This is a genomic window from Flectobacillus sp., assembly GCF_049240685.1.
Taxonomy (GTDB): Bacteria; Bacteroidota; Bacteroidia; order Cytophagales; family Spirosomataceae; genus Flectobacillus.
In genome coordinates this window covers 20,008-37,621 of sequence record NZ_JBMLSD010000377.1, presented here as the reverse complement: position 1 = coordinate 37,621, position 17,614 = coordinate 20,008, and the positions used below count along the sequence as shown (strand labels likewise).

14 protein-coding genes are annotated in these 17,614 nt (G+C 36.2%); 13 read left to right on the top strand and 1 reads right to left on the bottom strand.

Going from position 1 to position 17,614, the window contains the following annotated elements:
• Nucleotides 1-611: 611 nt before the first annotated feature.
• From ACOVQ4_RS17625 to ACOVQ4_RS17575, 11 genes are all read left to right on the top strand, one after another.
• Entirely contained in the window at nt 612-1,397 is a 786-nt protein-coding gene (locus ACOVQ4_RS17625; RefSeq protein WP_421821931.1) for an ABC transporter ATP-binding protein, read from the top strand.
• 268 nt (nt 1,398-1,665) lie between these two features.
• Nucleotides 1,666-3,372 carry a hypothetical protein gene (locus tag ACOVQ4_RS17620; RefSeq protein ID WP_421821930.1) on the top strand — a complete coding sequence of 569 codons (1,707 nt, stop codon included), beginning with the start codon at nt 1,666-1,668 and terminating at the stop codon, nt 3,370-3,372.
• A 21-nt stretch (nt 3,373-3,393) separates the two neighbouring features.
• A complete protein-coding gene (locus ACOVQ4_RS17615; protein ID WP_421821929.1) occupies nt 3,394-4,152 on the top strand; it encodes an ABC transporter ATP-binding protein in 759 nt (252 codons plus the stop codon).
• A 602-nt stretch (nt 4,153-4,754) separates the two neighbouring features.
• Entirely contained in the window at nt 4,755-5,372 is a 618-nt protein-coding gene (locus ACOVQ4_RS17610; protein ID WP_421821928.1) for a TetR/AcrR family transcriptional regulator, read from the top strand.
• A gap of 547 nt (nt 5,373-5,919) precedes the next feature.
• Nucleotides 5,920-7,257, top strand: coding sequence for an inositol-3-phosphate synthase (locus ACOVQ4_RS17605; protein ID WP_421821927.1), 1,338 nt, complete (start codon nt 5,920-5,922; stop codon nt 7,255-7,257).
• A gap of 118 nt (nt 7,258-7,375) precedes the next feature.
• Entirely contained in the window at nt 7,376-7,858 is a 483-nt protein-coding gene (locus ACOVQ4_RS17600) for a phosphatidylglycerophosphatase A (protein ID WP_421821926.1), read from the top strand.
• A gap of 25 nt (nt 7,859-7,883) precedes the next feature.
• Nucleotides 7,884-8,264, top strand: coding sequence for a GtrA family protein (locus tag ACOVQ4_RS17595; protein WP_421821925.1), 381 nt, complete (start codon nt 7,884-7,886; stop codon nt 8,262-8,264).
• Complete coding sequence (locus tag ACOVQ4_RS17590) at nt 8,245-10,830, top strand: DUF5686 family protein (RefSeq protein WP_421821924.1); 2,586 nt, start codon at nt 8,245-8,247, stop codon at nt 10,828-10,830. The genes ACOVQ4_RS17595 and ACOVQ4_RS17590 overlap by 20 nt, the downstream gene beginning before the upstream one ends.
• A 226-nt stretch (nt 10,831-11,056) precedes the next feature.
• On the top strand, nt 11,057-11,764 hold the full coding sequence (locus ACOVQ4_RS17585; RefSeq protein WP_421821923.1) for a CDP-alcohol phosphatidyltransferase family protein: 708 nt from the start codon (nt 11,057-11,059) through the stop codon (nt 11,762-11,764).
• Nucleotides 11,751-12,278, top strand: a complete 528-nt coding sequence (locus ACOVQ4_RS17580; RefSeq protein WP_421821922.1) for a DUF4833 domain-containing protein — start codon at nt 11,751-11,753, stop codon at nt 12,276-12,278. Before ACOVQ4_RS17585 ends, ACOVQ4_RS17580 begins: the two co-directional genes overlap by 14 nt.
• Nucleotides 12,259-13,200 carry a phosphatase PAP2 family protein gene (locus tag ACOVQ4_RS17575; protein WP_421821921.1) on the top strand — a complete coding sequence of 314 codons (942 nt, stop codon included), beginning with the start codon at nt 12,259-12,261 and terminating at the stop codon, nt 13,198-13,200. The genes ACOVQ4_RS17580 and ACOVQ4_RS17575 overlap by 20 nt, the downstream gene beginning before the upstream one ends.
• Before the next feature lie 70 nt (nt 13,201-13,270).
• On the opposite strand, the gene ACOVQ4_RS17570 is transcribed toward ACOVQ4_RS17575, so the two are convergent.
• Nucleotides 13,271-14,311, bottom strand: a complete 1,041-nt coding sequence (locus ACOVQ4_RS17570; protein WP_421821920.1) for a GntR family transcriptional regulator — start codon at nt 14,309-14,311, stop codon at nt 13,271-13,273.
• Between the two features lie 499 nt (nt 14,312-14,810).
• Here ACOVQ4_RS17570 and ACOVQ4_RS17565 point away from each other — a divergent pair, with 499 nt between their 5' ends.
• Nucleotides 14,811-16,187 (top strand): glycoside hydrolase family 88/105 protein, encoded by a 1,377-nt coding sequence (locus ACOVQ4_RS17565; protein ID WP_421821919.1) that lies wholly within the window; start codon nt 14,811-14,813, stop codon nt 16,185-16,187.
• A 210-nt stretch (nt 16,188-16,397) separates the two neighbouring features.
• On the top strand, nt 16,398-17,522 hold the full coding sequence (locus tag ACOVQ4_RS17560; RefSeq protein ID WP_421821918.1) for a glycoside hydrolase family 88 protein: 1,125 nt from the start codon (nt 16,398-16,400) through the stop codon (nt 17,520-17,522).
• The last annotated feature ends 92 nt before the right edge of the window (nt 17,523-17,614 follow it).

The following is a 17,614-nucleotide window of genomic DNA, read 5'->3' as shown; positions in this document are numbered from 1 at the left end:
AAGTTAGTAGTTTTGTACATTTACGCCGTAGAATTTAGCCAAAAGGTCTGTATATATTCATAAAAAACGCCTTTTTTTTCTAGCTTACGGCTTTGGGGTTCTGGCAAAAACATATCAAAACATTTTAACACTCTTTGCCTTCTGCCTAGTGCCTTCTGCCTAAAACAAAATTCTACAAAAGAAACACTCTTTGCCTTATGCCTGTTGTCTTCTGCCTAAAACACAATTCTACTAAAAAAACACTCTTTGCCTAGTGCCTGTTGCCTTTTGCCTAAAACAAAATTCTACTAATAAAAAACACTCCTTGCCTTCTGCCTGTTGCCTTCTGCCTAAAACAAAATTCTACTAAAAAAACACTCCTTGCCTAGTGCCTGTTGCCTTTTGCCTAAAACAAAATTCTACTAAAAAAACACTCTTTGCCTTCTGCCTGTTGCCTTTAAAAAAGAATTGACAAATATAAAAAAATATTTTATTACTGTTCTAATCTGTTCTATATGTTACGGTATTTTTTCATGAAAAAATATACTTTACGAAAAAGTAGATTAACTTTATGAAATTTTTAAGATACCGCAAGATTTGATATTTTGCAGACTTACTAACCCCTGATACAAATGATTAATGATTGCCCTGTAATAGAGATCGAGAATTTGACTATGAATTATGGTGAAAAAGAGGTACTTAAAGGACTGAATTTGACTATTAATCGTGGCCAAATTGTTGGATATATTGGCCCCAACGGAGCAGGGAAAAGTACTACGCTCAAAACTTTGATTGGAATGGTGAGAGGTTTTTCTGGTAAGGTTAAGGTACTAGGATTTGATGTAACTACACATTCGCTAGAGGTAAAACAAAAGGTTGGGTATGTACCCGAAAGTGCTCAACTATATGAGCAACTTACTCCAATGGAGTATTTGCTGTTTGTTGGCAGACTTCACAAGATGTCTGACAGCCGTATTGAGCAAATTGCACATAAAATGTTGGAGATATTTGAACTAGGTCAGCTCGCCGATCGCAGGATGGGTGTTTTTTCTAAAGGTTCAAAACAAAAGGTGCAGATTATAGCTGGAATGATGCACAATCCTGATTTGATAATTTTGGATGAACCCTTGTCTGGTTTAGACCCCAATGCGGTGTTACTTCTCAAGGAAATTTTGGGTAAACTTAAGTCTGAGGGGAAAACTATTTTTTATTCTTCCCACCTAATGGATGTGGTGGAGAAAATTTCTGATAGAATTATCCTAATAAACCAAGGTGAGATTGTTGCCGATGGAACTTTTGAAGACTTACAAAATTTAGAAAATAGCTCTTTGGAATCAATTTTTAGTACCCTAACAGGTAATTCATCCAATATTAAAGAAAATGCTGAACAGTTTTTGTCTTTACTCAAACAGAGCTAACTTCAATGTATAATGATGTGCTATGGGTTCAACTTGTTGATTTAGAAAATTATCGGTAATTTTTCTTCCTTTTTAAAATAAGTTACTACGCAAAATACAATTTGGGCTTTGAGCGCTCTGCTATGTACCGATTGCTCAATTACAAAATTATTTTTGCACGATTATTGAACTGTATGTACCCTTTAATGCACTCAATTTCTCAATCCAACATGGTAGCTACCTGTTGAATCAAGTGTCCTAATTGCTACAGTGTTTTAAGACTTATTATATGGTAAAGTTTATACTTTTTTTATTAGATAGATTCCGTTGGTTTTTTACGAATATAGGAGTGGAATACACTGCTCTCAGGGCAATTATGGAAGTCAAATTGCTAATCGAAACGAGAGGATTTTGGATAAAAAACCCCAAACTTAAACATCCTACAGGCCTAGAGGTAGATACCGATACAAAAGCCTTGGAGCCAGAAATTGAGGAGGAATCTAATCACCGAACTTTCATTAAAACCTCAATTATTCAAGGTGTGTTTAGCTTTATATATGCCATAGTCATATTCTCTGTCAAACAGACCGTGTTTAATATGATGCTCATGTGTTTTACTTACATGATGTTCATGATTTGCTTTAATATGCTATCGGATTTTGCAGAGGTTTTATTTGATACCCAAGATAACCAAACCTTGCTTTCTAAACCAGTGGATGCTAAGACTATCTGGATTTCAAGATTATTACATTTATTCATTTTCCTTGGAATTTTAAGTTTAGCTAATGCCCTTGGTTTGATGGTTGTACTCTCGCTCAAATTAGGCTTTGTAGTTGGCTTACTCTTTCTGGTTGGGGTAGTGTTTTTGTGCCTGATTTCTGTATTTGTATCTAGTGGATTGTATATCTTGCTTTCTAAGGTGGTTAATCCAGACCGTTTTAAGGATATCATCATTTATGTTCAAATTGCCTTCACGCTGAGCTTGTCGATTGGTTATCAGTTTATATCGGGGCAATCCAAAATAACCGTCGAGGATATTTTTCAGCCAACGCCAATCCAAACTTGGCATTATTTTACCCCTCCCGCATGGTATTCAATTATTATCGATAGTTATAAGTATCATATTTTAGATTGGCAAAGAGTTAATTTTATCTTTTTAGGGATTTTATTGCCGATTGTGACACTAATTCTCGTCAATAAATTTTTAGCTCCATTTTTTGCTTCTAGGCTAAGTTCTATTCAGTATTACGTGAACTTGGAATCGAAGACAACTTCCTCTAAGTCGATTATTAACCGATTTTTTAGAAATGTACATCAATTTTTTAAGCATTCCATTCTTGAAAAATCTGCCTTCGAATTAGTTTGGATTATCGTCACAAGAGATAGACGTTTCAAGTTGAGAGCCTATCCTTCGCTTGGTCTGTTGATTTTGTTTACAATTAGGTACTATTATGATAATCAAACGATTGAGATTAATCGACTAATGATTTTGTACTATTCCACTTTTACTCTTAATATGATTGTACAACAGATTTTTTTATCTGACAATTGGAAAGCCTCGTGGATTTACCAAATTCTTCCCATCGACAATCCCGGTGAGTTACTGATAGGCGCGTATCGTTCAGTTATTATTCGTTTTATTGTACCTCTTTATATATTAGTTACGACCATAATGCTCATGAAAGAGGGGCTAGATAGTTTATATGATATCTATCTCAATATTTCTGTGACCTTACTTTTTATGGCAATAAGCGTCTTTCGTGAAAACTTTAGGCTACCATTTTCGGTCGAAGCTGGCAATTCGAATGTAAAAGGAAACAATTGGTTGAGGTTTTTTAACCTCATTGTTGTCATGCCAACCATCGGCACGGTTCACTATTACATTTCCCAATCTTCTGTGGGAACTTTAGTGATAGCTACCGCCTTTATCATAATAGCAGTTATTTTATTTAATCAATATAAATTTATTTCGTGGGAAAGAATTAGGCATTCCTGAGAGTCTTTCTCTTTTTTGAGTATGGGTATTTTAAAAATCGCCAATTTAAAAAAGGCGTATGAGGATAGAACAGTCGTAAATAATATATCTCTCGAAATTGCACCAGCCGAGATTCTTGCTATTGTAGGAGAAAGTGGTTCGGGGAAGACTACTTTACTTAATATGATTTCGGGAAATATACGCCCAGATGAAGGTAAACTTTGGCTAGATGAAAAAGAAATAGATTTGTACTTCAATCGACTAATCAAAGAATTACCCGATATCAAACTTGTACCGCAGGATTATAAATTAAAGCCAGAACATAAAATTTGGGAAAATATCGATCTTTCGCTTACTAAATATACCAAAGAGTATCGCCTAAGTCGAGTAGCTGAGTTACTTGAACTTTGCGGTATAAGTCATATTAAAGACAAGAAGCCAAAGGATGTTTCTGGTGGTGAGAAGCAAAGAACCGCAATCGCCAGAGCCATAGCCGAAGAACCTCAAGCCTTGCTACTAGATGAACCTTTTTCAAATTTGGATTCTATCAATAAACAGCATCTTCGCCAAAATTTGGTTACACTTATCAAGCATGAAGAAATCGCATGTCTTTTTGTGACACACGATATGATTGAGGCACTCCTAGTAGCCGATAGGATAGGGGTTATGCATAAAGGAAATATTTTGATGCTCGGAACGCCCAAGGAAATATTCAACCAAAAGAATGATACTTATGTTTCGGACTTTGTAGAAGCTGCTATCAAACCAATCAAAGATTTTTCGAAGTTATTTCTCTCTTAGTAAAATGTAGGGATATTAGGCAACAGGGAACAGGCAAAAGGCAAGGAGGGTTGTGTTTAGGCAATAGGCAATAGGCATTAGGCATTAGGTAACGAGGGTTGTGAATTTGGAAAGTGGGAACAAGCACAAGGCAAGGTAAATATTCTGTTTACTGGATAATTCGAGTAGGGGATATTCGGATGTTTGTACTTCACCATTCAATTTTATGAAAAAGTTTTAAACTGTTTAAAAAAATAAGTAGCAGGAAAGATTAAACCAATAGTATCAAAAGTGAAAATTGCAGATAGCCTTTTGATTATGAATATTATCAAATAACCAATATACTGTTAAATAATAACGTTTTTCTACTTAATAAGGCTTAGTCTTCAACTAGAAACTTCAATTTTGTCCAATAATGAGGCAAAGAGTGTTAAGTTGTTTTTTCTGTACCTATTTGCGCTCGCCAAAGGCCTTCGGCTGAGCGATTCAATCTAATTCAGCCCACTGTCTTACTTGCTTGAAAAGCACATAACCTTAATTTTTTCTAAAAATAAGTTAAAATAGTTGCCATTTGAAATTTTTAAACCTAATTTTAGACCGAAATACATTTTTGGTCGAATCGTATGAATGACATTCTTCAGAAAGACGAACTCATCATCAAGGAGGTGATTGAGGCCGCAAAAGTTTTATTCCAACGTTATGGTCTCAAAAAGACCACAATGGAGGATATTGCCAAATTTGTGGGAAAAGGGAAAAGTACGCTATATTATTATTTTCCTAGTAAGATAGAAATCTTTGAGGCAGTGATTGAAAATGAAATCACCGAATTATTTGATACTATTGAAAAGGCTGCCGCCAAGGAGAATACTGCACATCAGAAATTGAAAGTCTACTGGCAAACACGTTTGCAAAAATTGCAGAAGATGTGTAACCTGAGTCAGGTTCTCAAAGAGGAAATAATGGACCATGCTATCACAATTTTCAATCTCAAGCGAAAACATCTTCATGAAGAACTTGCGCTAGTAAAGAGCTTTTTGATTTTTGGCATTGAGAACGGCGAGTTTTGCCCGAATACAGAAGAGCACATCGATATATTATGCCGTGTAATGGTGGCCTCTTTAAAAGGGTTTGAGTTTTCTAAAATGCAGGAGTTTGAGATAGAGGAGGACTATTTGCATCATATCGATTTTCTTATCGATACTTTTATTAATGGAATTGCAGCAAAGCCTGCATCGGTGTAAGAAATTTTTTAATGAGTTGGTATTGAGAGTTTTGCTTGGTAAAGATTTTCTTTCAAAAAAAAACTTAAACATATTGATTAGCGGAATTGTTATTTAATTGTTGATTTACTTATAAAATTTTAGACCAATATTTCTAAAATTTTACCAATAGTTGAAACTTTTTTTTTTGTTGAGTGTTTTACTAAAAGATTCCTCTTCAATTCTTTTTCCATATAACATATATAGTAACGTACAAACTAAATAATATTGAAACAAGCTTCTTTTTTATTCATTTTGTTTTTCTGATTATTTGGCTCCGTTAGCTTTCCACTGAATATATATTGAGCTATTTGTGAATGCTCGATTTTTTTGAATAAAAATTAGACTAAAAAACGAAATCGGTCGATAAGTTTTATTGTTTCGTCTATAAAATTTATCAGTTAGTCGATAACAGACAACTTTACCGAAGTAAACCATACCTCCAGATTGTCATATACTTACGGGTAATTAACGAGAACTAACTAAGTTGCATTTATAAGAACAATTCACCATATATTACAGATAGATTATGAATATTAACCCTACGGTTTCGGCTGCTACAGGAAAACTTGGTATTTTAATGCCAGGAATGGGCGCTGTTGCTACAACGTTTGTAGCAGGCGTTATTGCCTCTCGAAAAGGATTAGCTCATCCAACAGGTTCATTAACACAAACGGCAAATATTCGTTTGGGTAAAAGAACCGAGAAACGTAATCCAAAAATTAAAGATTTCGCTCCCTTGGCTCCCCTAGATAGTATCGTTTTTGGTGGATGGGACGTATATGGTGACAACATGTACGACGCGGCCATCAAAGCAGGAGTATTGGAACGTGGAATGGTGGAGTTGATTCGTGAGGATTTGGAGAAAATCGTACCAATGAAAGCAGTTTTTGACAAACGTTATGTGAAAAACTTGGAAGGTGAAAACGTAAAACCACAAACAAGCAAATTAGAGTTGATTGAGGAGTTGATTGCAGATATTGAAAACTTTAAAATTGCTAATGATTGCGAACGCTTAGTTATGGTGTGGTGTGGTTCTACGGAAATCTACCACGAGGCAAAAGAGGTACATTCTTCTTTAGCCAAATTTGAAGAAGGTTTAGCAAACAACAACCCAGATATTGCACCTTCGATGATGTATGCCTATGCTGCCATCAAATCTGGAGTTCCTTTTGCAATGGGTGCGCCAAACTTGTGTTTGGATATCCCTGCATTGGAGGAATTGGCTGCGCTAACACACACGCCAATTGCTGGTAAAGATTTCAAAACTGGTCAAACCTTGATGAAAACTATTGTTGCTCCTGGCTTACGTGCAAGAGCGCTTGGTGTTCGTGGTTGGTTCAGTACCAATATTTTAGGAAACCGTGATGGTTTGGTATTAGATGCTCCAGAAAACTTCAAAACTAAAGAAGTTTCTAAAGGCAACGTGTTGGAAGGTATCCTTGATGGAGAGCAGAATCCAGAATTGTGGGGAGATATTCACCATAAAGTTCGTATCGAATACTATCCACCGCTAGGCGATAACAAAGAAGGATGGGACAACATCGATATTTTTGGATGGATGGGATATCAAATGCAAATCAAAATTAACTTCCTATGTCGCGATTCTATCCTAGCAGCACCAATCGTATTGGATTTGGCTTTGTTCCTAGACTTGGCAAAACGTGCAAACTTGGAAGGTATCCAAGAATGGTTGTCTTTCTACTGGAAAGCTCCTCAAACCTTACCAGGACTTGAGCCAATTCATGATTTGTTTAAGCAACTCGAGAAATTAGAAAATACACTTCGCTATTTAATGGGTGAAGAATTAATTACAAATTTGGGTATGGACTACTACGAAAACGTAGAAGAAGATGTTGAATTGTAATTGAAAATAATTAAAATACAGGAGATTAGTGTTAGTCTCCTGTATTTTAGACAAATATTTTTGGTGAAGTTATTTCTCCATCTGCTTTGAAAGCCATAAGCTTATTTCACTCTTTCCAATGAACAATTCTCGTTTTCATATTTTGGTAGCTTCTGTGCTAGGAGTAGGCTATATACCCAAAGGTTCTGGTACTTTCGGTGCCATCGCAGCTTGCCTTTGTGTAATAGCACTAAATGCTATTTTTCCTTTGCAAAATGAAATCTATCAGGCTACGTTGATTGGACTAACTATTACCTTCTTTTTTCTCGGAAGGGTTTCGTCGGCAATAACAGAAGATATTTGGGGCGAGGATTCATCCAAAATTGTTATCGATGAGGTTGTAGGACAATGGTTAAGTTTGTGTCTAATACCCTTTACTTGGACAAATGTAGGATTGGCATTGTTGTTATTCAGGCTGTATGATATTTTCAAACCGTTTAATATACGTTCTTTTGAAAAGTACGACAAAGGCTGGGGGGTTATGCTAGATGACGTCGCTGCTGGAGTATGGGCTAATGTAACCTTGCAGATAATACTTCTTCTCTTCAATTTTTATGTATAAATATCTAAGGATATTTCTCAAATTTATGTCAGCGTCTGGTATCGCAACAAGTGCTGATTTTACCGCTTCGTATTCACTTGTTTCAGGTTTTGACGTCAACGACGAATGGGCTACTTTAGTAGGAAATATACTAGGGGCAATCGTTGGTTTTTGGGTAAGCCGCAATTGGGTATTTAAAGCAAATGAAACGCAATCTTTGACATGGCAAGGTATCAAGTATGCCTTAGTCGCTACAGGAAACTCGGCTATGAACGTCGCTGGGGTAGCTCTACTTACCAGTTGGGTAACTTGGAATTATCTTAGTGTTCGGGTGGTAGTTGGAGTGGTAGTATTTGTGGTGTACAGCTACGGTCTAAATCAGTGGTTTGTATTTAAGAATAAATCGTATGAAAAGGTCTCTTTATAGTCTCCCTCAAGAAATAAAATTTCTCCCATATATATTCGTGCTATTGCTGTCTACAATTTCTATTGTAGCACAGTCACAAACAGTTATTAAGGGTAAAATCACCGAAAATAAGTCCAACGAGGCTATCCCATTTGTGAATGTAACAATTTTGGGGACAAATCAAGGTGTGCAATCGGATATCAACGGCAATTTCAGTATTACAGTCAAGGAATTTGGAACTGGGAAAGTCCAATTTTCGTCGGTTGGATACAAAACTGAGACAAAGTCCTTTAAAAAGGACATTACTCAAACAATTTCAATTCGACTTTACTCTACCACTCAAAATTTATCTGAGGTGGTTGTAAAAGGGAAAAAAGATAAATATCGCAACAAAGATAACCCTGCCGTTGCTTTGATTAAAAAGGTAATCGACCACAAAGACCAAAATAGGAAGGAAGGTCTCGATTATTATCAGTACGAAAAATACGAAAAGCTTCAATTGGATTTGAGTAATATTGATGAAGCTTACAGAAATAAGAAAATATTCAAAAATTTTCAGTTTATTTTTGATAATCTCGATACCGCAAAAATTACAGGCAAGGTTTCATTGCCTTTGTATTTGAAAGAAACGGTATCGGATGTATATTTTAGAAAAAATCCACGTGAAGAAAAATCTTACATCAAAGGGGAGAAAAAGGTAGGGCTCGAACAGTTTTTGGATAATAACGGTATGGGAGCCTATCTCAACCGTATGTACGAGGATGTAAATATCTATGACAATAATATTAGCTTATTAACGCAGCAATTTATTAGTCCAATTTCGCCGTTATCACCCACATTTTATCGTTTTGTGATACTTGATACGCTGCAACATCAAGGCGTTAAATGTATCAATTTGGGTTTTTCACCTCGTAATCCAGCTGATTTTGCTTTTGTTGGTACGATGTACGTGGCCATGGATTCGTCGTATGCGGTTCGTAAAATTAAGATGGGGGTACCCAAAAATATCAACCTTAATTTTGTGATGGCCATGGAGATTGAGCAGGATTTTCAGCTTACTGCCGACAAATACCTGATGTTGTCAAAAGATGAAATTACGATTGAGTTTAATCTACTAAAAACCGAAAATTCCAGAGGAGTAATCGGAAAAAGAGCCGTGTCGTACAGGGATTACAAATTAAATAACCCTATTGACAATAACTATTTTAAGCCAATTCAAAAGAACGTGCTTACCGAAAATGCTTATGCTCGTGACGACCGTTTTTGGGAGCAGGCACGCCACCAACAGCTTAATAAGGTAGAAACTAATATCTATCAAATGGCTGATAGTATTCAGAAGGTCCCGGCATTCAAACGAGCAATGAAGATTGCAAGCCTATTTTTATTCGGATACTCTGATTTTGGTACTTTTGAAGTAGGGCCAGTAAATACCTTTTATAGTTTCAACCCCGTAGAAGGTTTTCGTTTGAGATTGGGAGGGCGAACCATGGCAAAACTTAATCCTAGATTGTATTTCGAAACTTATGCGGCTTACGGTTTTAAGGACGAACGTTGGAAAGGCTTTGGTGCATTAACTTATAATTTGGGCAAAAATTCAATTTATGAGTTTCCAAATAATTATTTAAGGATATCCTATCAAGACGAGGTTCGTATTCCTGGGCAAGAGCTACAATTTATTCAAGAAGACAACTTTTTGTTATCGTTCAAGCGAGGAGTCAATGACAAAATGACTTATAACAAAGTTTTAAGAGTTGACTATCGCAAGGAGTCGCGCTCGGGAATTAGTTATGAAATTGGCCTGAAAAATTTGAGTCAGGAGGCAGGAGGGAGTCTTATCTTTCAGAGAGTCAGTAAGGTCGACGGTATTGTCATTACCGATAAAAGTGTGACTTCTACAGAGTTATCATTTAACCTGCGCTTTGCACCAAATGAGCAATTTTACCAAGGCAAGAACTATCGAATTCCGATAATTAATAAATATCCAATTTTGCAATTGCGCTATACATTAGGCATTGCAAATATATTGAATAGTGGATATAATTTTCATAACCTAACTTTTAGAGCGAATAAACGCTTCTTTATTTCACCAATAGGTTATACCGATGTGACCGCCGAAGCGGGTCGTATCTATGGCAAGGTACCATATCCTTTATTGATGATTCACCGAGCCAACCAAAGCTACTCGTATCAGTTGGAATCTTATAACTTGATGAACTTCCTAGAGTTTGTCAGTGATCAATATGCAGGGATATTTGTAGATCACTATTTTAATGGGTTTTTCTTTAACAAAATACCTTTGTTGAAAAAACTAAAACTACGTGAAATTATTACGATTAAGGCATTGTATGGAAGTTTAAGTGATAAAAATAACCCTAACTTAAATCCAGATTTATATCAATTCCCAACCAACGAACAAGGTCAAATACTGACACATTCGCTTAACAATGGACCATATTTGGAGGCCAGCGTAGGTATTGGTAATATTTTGAAATTTTTTAGATTTGATTTAGTTAGAAGATTAAGTTATTTAGACAATCCTCAAGTTTCTGAATACGGAATTCGTGGGCGATTCAAATTAGATTTTTAATCTGAGTAAAAAGTGGTTGCTATCTAATAACGTTTTACTACTTAATTACATACGCAAAATAAAATTTAGGTTTTGAGCTTTCCGCCATGGGCATTAGGCAAAAACATTGCTATTGTTGCTAAAAAACAATTTAATACGCTTTGCCTTGTACCTCTTGCCTGAAACACATAACCTAAATCTAATTTTGTTTGGTTACATACTTTTTATCTATAAATCACATAAAGCTATGTATGCACTCAAATCAGCAGGGCAACAATTGATATACAAAATTATCAATCCCTTCATTAATTTGTTAATTGCTTTAAAAATAACCCCTAACATGATTACCACAGCTGGTCTGGTACTCAATATCGTGGCAGCAGGTATATTTGTTTATGGAGGTGAGGCTTCGCATCGCGGCGATTTGAGTATCGTAGGCTGGGGCGGCGCAATGATTTTGTTTGCTGGTGTATTTGATATGATTGACGGACGCCTAGCCAGAGTAAGTAATACCTCTTCCAAATTTGGGGCATTCTATGACTCGGTGTTGGACCGTTACAGCGAAATGTTTATGTTTTTGGGTATTTGCTATTACCTAGTTGCACATCATTATCTGTTTAGTTCATTTTTTGCATTTTTAGCCTTGATAGGTTCTTCTATGGTAAGCTACACGCGTGCAAGAGCCGAGGGATTGAATATTAAATGCGATATTGGTTGGATGCAAAGGCCTGAGCGTGTGGTGATAATTGGTGGCTCTGCCTTATTATGCGGAATCTTATCGCCCGTTTTTGGACCTGATTTTAGGATAGAAGGACCGACCGAACGAATCTCTTGGTTCGAATCTATCTCCGTATTTACTATTCCACTTACGATAGTTGCGATTTTATCTAACTTCACAGCCATCCAACGTATTGAACATACGCAAAAAGAGTTGAATAAAAATGAAAAAAACTAGTTTGTTAATCCTTTTACTGAGCTTACTTAGCTTTGGTTTTTCACCCACCAATTATCCCAAAGTACCTGATTCTAAAGTCAGATTGTTTTATATACAACGTAGTTCAAATGTAAATACTATCGTTTACGATGCTAGACTAAATGCTAAGGGGGCTTTCGACGAAGACAGCCCGATTGATGTGTATTGGTTAAGGTATCAAGAGGATGGTAGACGTAAAGAGCTATCTTGGATACAAAGAGTTTTGGCTTATGGAGTGGATACCGAAAAAATAGACGGGCAAACCGATGCCCTCCAAGCATGGGTTGTTTCTTATAAAAAAAGAAAACTTCGCCTAGGGTTTGACAAAAATAGAAAACCCTACGCATCACTATTAATTAATAACCAACTAGCAAAACTCGACCACGTATATGTACAAATTGAAGGAAGTAATTTACGCCCCAAAGTTTTGTATGTAGAAGTATTTGGAAGGGATTTTTATACTGGAGAAAATGTTTATGAAAAAATCAAACCGTAGTAGCGTATTGACTATCGAGGAAACAGGATTTGAGCGCTTCTCAGTTCAGAATATCATAGGCTTAGTCATTTTCACGCCTTTATTCTTTTTTTGGTATATCAAATTTATTGGTTTATTGCCTGAGCATATCTTTTTATATGTCTTGTTTGTGACCACTTACTTTGGCAATAAGTTTACGCGTGAAATAATCCTGTCTTTTGCTGTTTACATCGTGTATTGGGCTATTTATGATTCGTTTAGGGTTTTCCCAAATTATGAGTTCAATACGGTACATATTCAGCAACCTTACGAATTGGATAAGGCACTTTTTGGGATAAATTACCAAGGAAAACTACTTACGTTAAATGAATATTTTGCCAAGGTTCATGTCCCGTTTTTTGATGTGTTGGCAGGGATATTTTACATTAACTGGGTACCGATTCCTATCGCTTTATCCTTGTATTTTTATATCAAAAAAAGACCATTATTCTATTCCTTTGCGTATTGTTTTGTTTTTGTTAATCTACTTGGCTGGATTATTTATTATGCCTATCCTGCGGCGCCACCATGGTATGTGGCCGAGCATGGATTCAATTTCGATTTGAATACCAAGGGGAGTTCTGCTGGCTTAAAATATTTTGACCAAATTTTGAATGTTAATCTATTTAAAGGAATGTACGTTCGAAATTCAAATGTATTTGCAGCAATGCCATCTTTACATTCTGCATTTCCGCTCATTACATTATATTATGGCTTAAAGGCAAAACTAGGCTGGTTCAATATCTTCTTTGTGATTTTCTGTTTTGGGATATGGGGTGCAGCCGTATACACAAGTCATCATTATTTGATAGATGTTTTATGTGGTATTGCAGTAGCCTCACTTGGAATATTTTTATTTGAAAAGTTTTTGGATAAGAAAGTACTAGAGATGTTTTCGAAATAGCCAAACTTTTCTGATAGCCCATAAAAAAAAGCCTGAGAAACCTCAGGCTTTTTTATTTCCCAATCGTTACTTATAATGAATTTCGAAGATTCACCTCAAACAAATTTGCGATATGATCTTTAGATTTTTCGAGGACTAATCTTGCAGCAGTTTTTCCCATCTCTCTAAAATTTGTCGAAATCGTGGTGATGCCATCAAGAATAATTTCTTTCAGTGGCGTTTCGTTGTACGAAATGATTCCAACTTGTTTGCCTATCACCAGATTGTCGTTAAATATTTTTTTGATTAAAATTACCAAGTCATCCTCCATCAAGTTTATATAAACTGACCCTTCGGTGACTGTTTCAGTTTTGATATTATCGATGATAGTGGCCTCGAAAGCAAAATCTTGACAGAAGTTTAAAAATCCTTTCTGGATTTCCTGTGGATAGCAACTTTGCTTTGGAAATATCAGTTTTAGACTCGTGTAGTTTCTAAGTTTTTCTAGCATTTGACAGAGTGCCATATAAATATCCTGTTCAAAGTTTTCGTAGACAGCACCAAATTCTCCGTGTACCCCAGCCACCATTTTATCCAAAATAATCAACTTCTCTTTTGGTATCAAATTTACCACCTCTTGAACTTTATCATTGAAATCTAAAAGATATGGAATGATTACAAAATGTGAATAGTCCTCATCTTTTTTGGCTGTGATGAGTTTTTTGAAGAGGGCAAAATCATTATTATACACATAAAAATCTATCGCCACTTGTTGACCTAATTCTTTCACAAAAGCATCAAAAATGATTTTTTTATGAGCAGAAAGCTTGTTGAAAAGCAACAAAACCTTCATAGGCTTTTCAAAATCCACGTTTTTGATGTAATAACCCTTACTTGGCACAGATTCTAGAATACCCATATTTTTGAGTTGTCGATAGGACTTCTCAACTGTATCGCGAGAAACGTCTAACTCAAAGCTCACTTCGTTGATCGACGGGAGGCGATCATTCACTGTGATTTGACCTGTTTCGATGCCCTTAAGTGTTGAATGTACAATTTGTAAATATTTCGGCGTTGCCGAAATATCATCAACTCTTATCACATCCCAAATTTTCTGTTTTTTCGCAATCATTCTAATATGGCTAATTAAGGTTGAAAAGGATTTTCTGAAAATTTTAGAAAAAACTTATCATTAAAACTTATACTTTTTTTAGATAGGTAGAAAACCAACTATTATCGATGGTATGTTTTTCTAAACCAAGGTTAAGAGTTGAATAAATGATATTCAATTTTTCCGATAAATTAATTTATGCAAACGATATCGGGAACGTTGCCAAATTGCTAAAATCCAATCATTGTCCAATTTTTTTTATCAAAAATCCTGTTTTGGTAATGAAAATACTTGAAAGAATCATTATACTATTTTTGTATTTTTTTAATATATTTTACCAAGTTATCGATTTTGTTTTCTCACTATTATCTTTCAACAAGGACGCTACAGGACGGCTGAGCCATAAATGACATTTATCTTTGAGGAAGTTGTACTAATCGAAGAGTCATTTTGCAAGTAGATTTTCTTCTATTTTTACTTCTGAGAGTAAAACAAATTATCCAAAATTCCCAAGCCGATTATGAAAAAGTATTCTTTTGATAAAGTTGCGTTATTAGGTTTTTTACTCTTCTCTGGTGCAGAAGGTTTTGCACAAAAGAATGTTACAAAATCGAACGATTCTAATACGCCTTTGCACTTGATTCAGCCCGATTATCCCGTTCCGTATGGAATTGTAAAAGCGGAGGAGGTTGAAAAAACCTTGCAAAGAGTTCATGCCTATCTGGAAAAGGTGACCCCAACAAACTTTATCAATACCAAGACAAATGAAGTAGTTGGTGATTTGTCAAAAATTGATGAAAATACGGCTTTACAAAAAGGAGATTTTCGTTTAGTAAGTTACGAATGGGGTGTAACTTATCAGGCGATGATGTTGGCCTCGCAATACACAGGGGATGCACGTTATAAAGAATATACAGAGAAACGTTTGAAATTTATCAACGATGCTGTTCCATTCTTTAAGAAATCAACAGGAGCGAGTGAAGATTGGGGTACAAAAGGGCCATTGAAGGGATTGCTAAATCCACATGCTTTGGATGATTGTGGTGCCATGTGTGCAGCTATGATTAAATCGTCGGTAGCTGGTTCTTCCAACAATTATCGTCCTCTAATCGACAGTCACATCAATTATATCATGAATAAAGAGTTCAGATTAAGTGATGGAACTTTGGCTCGTAATCGTCCACAAGCCAGTACTTTATGGTTAGACGATATGTTTATGGGCATTCCTGCGATTGCTCAGATGGGTAAATTAACAGGCGATAAAAAATACTATGACGAAGCCATCAAACAGGTTCGTCAATTTTCAAAAAGAATGTTTAATCCTGAGAAGGGTGTTTATATGCACGGCTGGGTTGAAGGTATGTCAGAACATCCTCAGTTCCATTGGGCACGTGCTAATGGCTGGGCTATCTTAACCAAAATAGAGGTTTTGGAAGCTCTACCAGAAAATTACCCTGGTCGTGAGGAGGTATTAAATTTGCTGAAAGCACATGTGAAAGGATTGTCAAGATACCAGTCGGGTAGCGGTTTTTGGCATCAATTATTAGATAGAAACGATTCGTATTTAGAAACGTCTGCAACCGCTATTTATGCCTATTGTTTTGCAAAGGCAATCAATAAAGGTTGGATTGATAAATTGGCTTATACACCCGCCACCATGTTGGCGTGGAATGCGATTAGCACGAAGGTAAATGAGCAAGGACAAGTAGAAGGTACCTGTGTGGGTACAGGCATGGGTTTTGACCCAGCATTTTACTATCACCGTCCAATTAGCCCATTTGCGGCTCACGGTTATGGCCCGGTAATTTATGCGGGGGCAGAAATGCTGAACTTACTCAAGTCAAACCAGTTTGAAATAAACGATAGCTCTGTACAGTTGTTGATTAAAAAGAAATAAACTATTACTGATTAGAACTTTACGAAAGATTCAATAATTTCTATTTCGGATATCGGATGTGGGATTTCGGAAGTGTAATATGCAATATTTCGTACAAAATTAAGATATTTTACTTTATTTCCGAAATCAGAAATCCCCAATCCGAAATTGTTTTATTCAGTTCTAATTTTCTTGTAAACAGGACTCAATTGTCAATTAAATTTTCAGAGAATGAAAAAAGTACCTTTATTGCTATGCATGTTGTTGGGTGGTATGTCGGCAGTTGCTCAGAAATTACCCAGCAAAACTGAGGTAATAGCCACGATGCGTAAAGCAAATGACTATTTTATGCAAAAGTGGCCAGATACTGGTAAGCCTATCGTAACCAACAAAACTCGTCCAAGTAATATTTGGACCCGTGCGGTGTATTATGAAGGATTGATGGATTTGTATAAAGTAGACCCACAACAACGCTATATTGATTACGCAGTAGCATGGGGTGAAAGTCATAAATGGGGCTTGCGTTCGGGCGTATTGACACACAATGCCGATGACCAATGTTGCGGACAGACTTATATTGATTTGTATATGATGGACAAAAAACCAGAGCGTATCCGCGATATCAAAGCTAATATGGATAGTCTGGTAAAAAATCCTAATTGTACCTACTGGACTTGGATTGATGCACTTCAAATGGGAATGCCAGTATTTGCCAAATTGGGTGTTTTGTACAAAGACAATGCCTATTTTGAGAAGATGTACCAAATGTACAATCACTCAAAAACGATAGAAGGTGGAAAGGGCTTATTTAATCCAGAAGATGGACTTTGGTGGAGAGATAAAGATTTTGTGCCACCCTACAAAGAACCAAACGGACAAGATTGCTATTGGTCTCGTGGAAATGGTTGGATTGTGGCAGCTTTGGTGAGAGTATTGGAAATTATGCCTAAAAATGCGCCACACCGTGAGGAATATTTGCAGATGTATAAAACCATGATGAAGGCATTATTGCCACTTCAGCGAGAAGACGGATTCTGGAATGTAAGTTTGCATGACCCAAGCAATTATGGAGGTAAAGAAGCTACAGGAACATCATTGTTTGCCTACGGCATGGCATGGGGTATCAACCATGGACATTTGAATGCTAAACAATATAAGCCGGCTTTAGTAAAAGCTTGGAATGCATTAGCTACAGAGAGTGTACAACCATCAGGTTTTTTGGGTTGGGTACAAGGTACAGGTAAAGAGCCTAAAGATGGTCAACCATTGGCTATTGATAAAGTTCCTGATTTCGAAGACTACGGTTTAGGATGTTTCCTATTGGCTGGTAGCGAAATTGTAAGAATGAAAAAATAAAAAATTGAGTATATAAGTGAGCAAGATAACTCTTCGTTATTGAAACACTTGTTACTTCGAAGATTACAACAAAAGTAATTTGTAAGTAAACA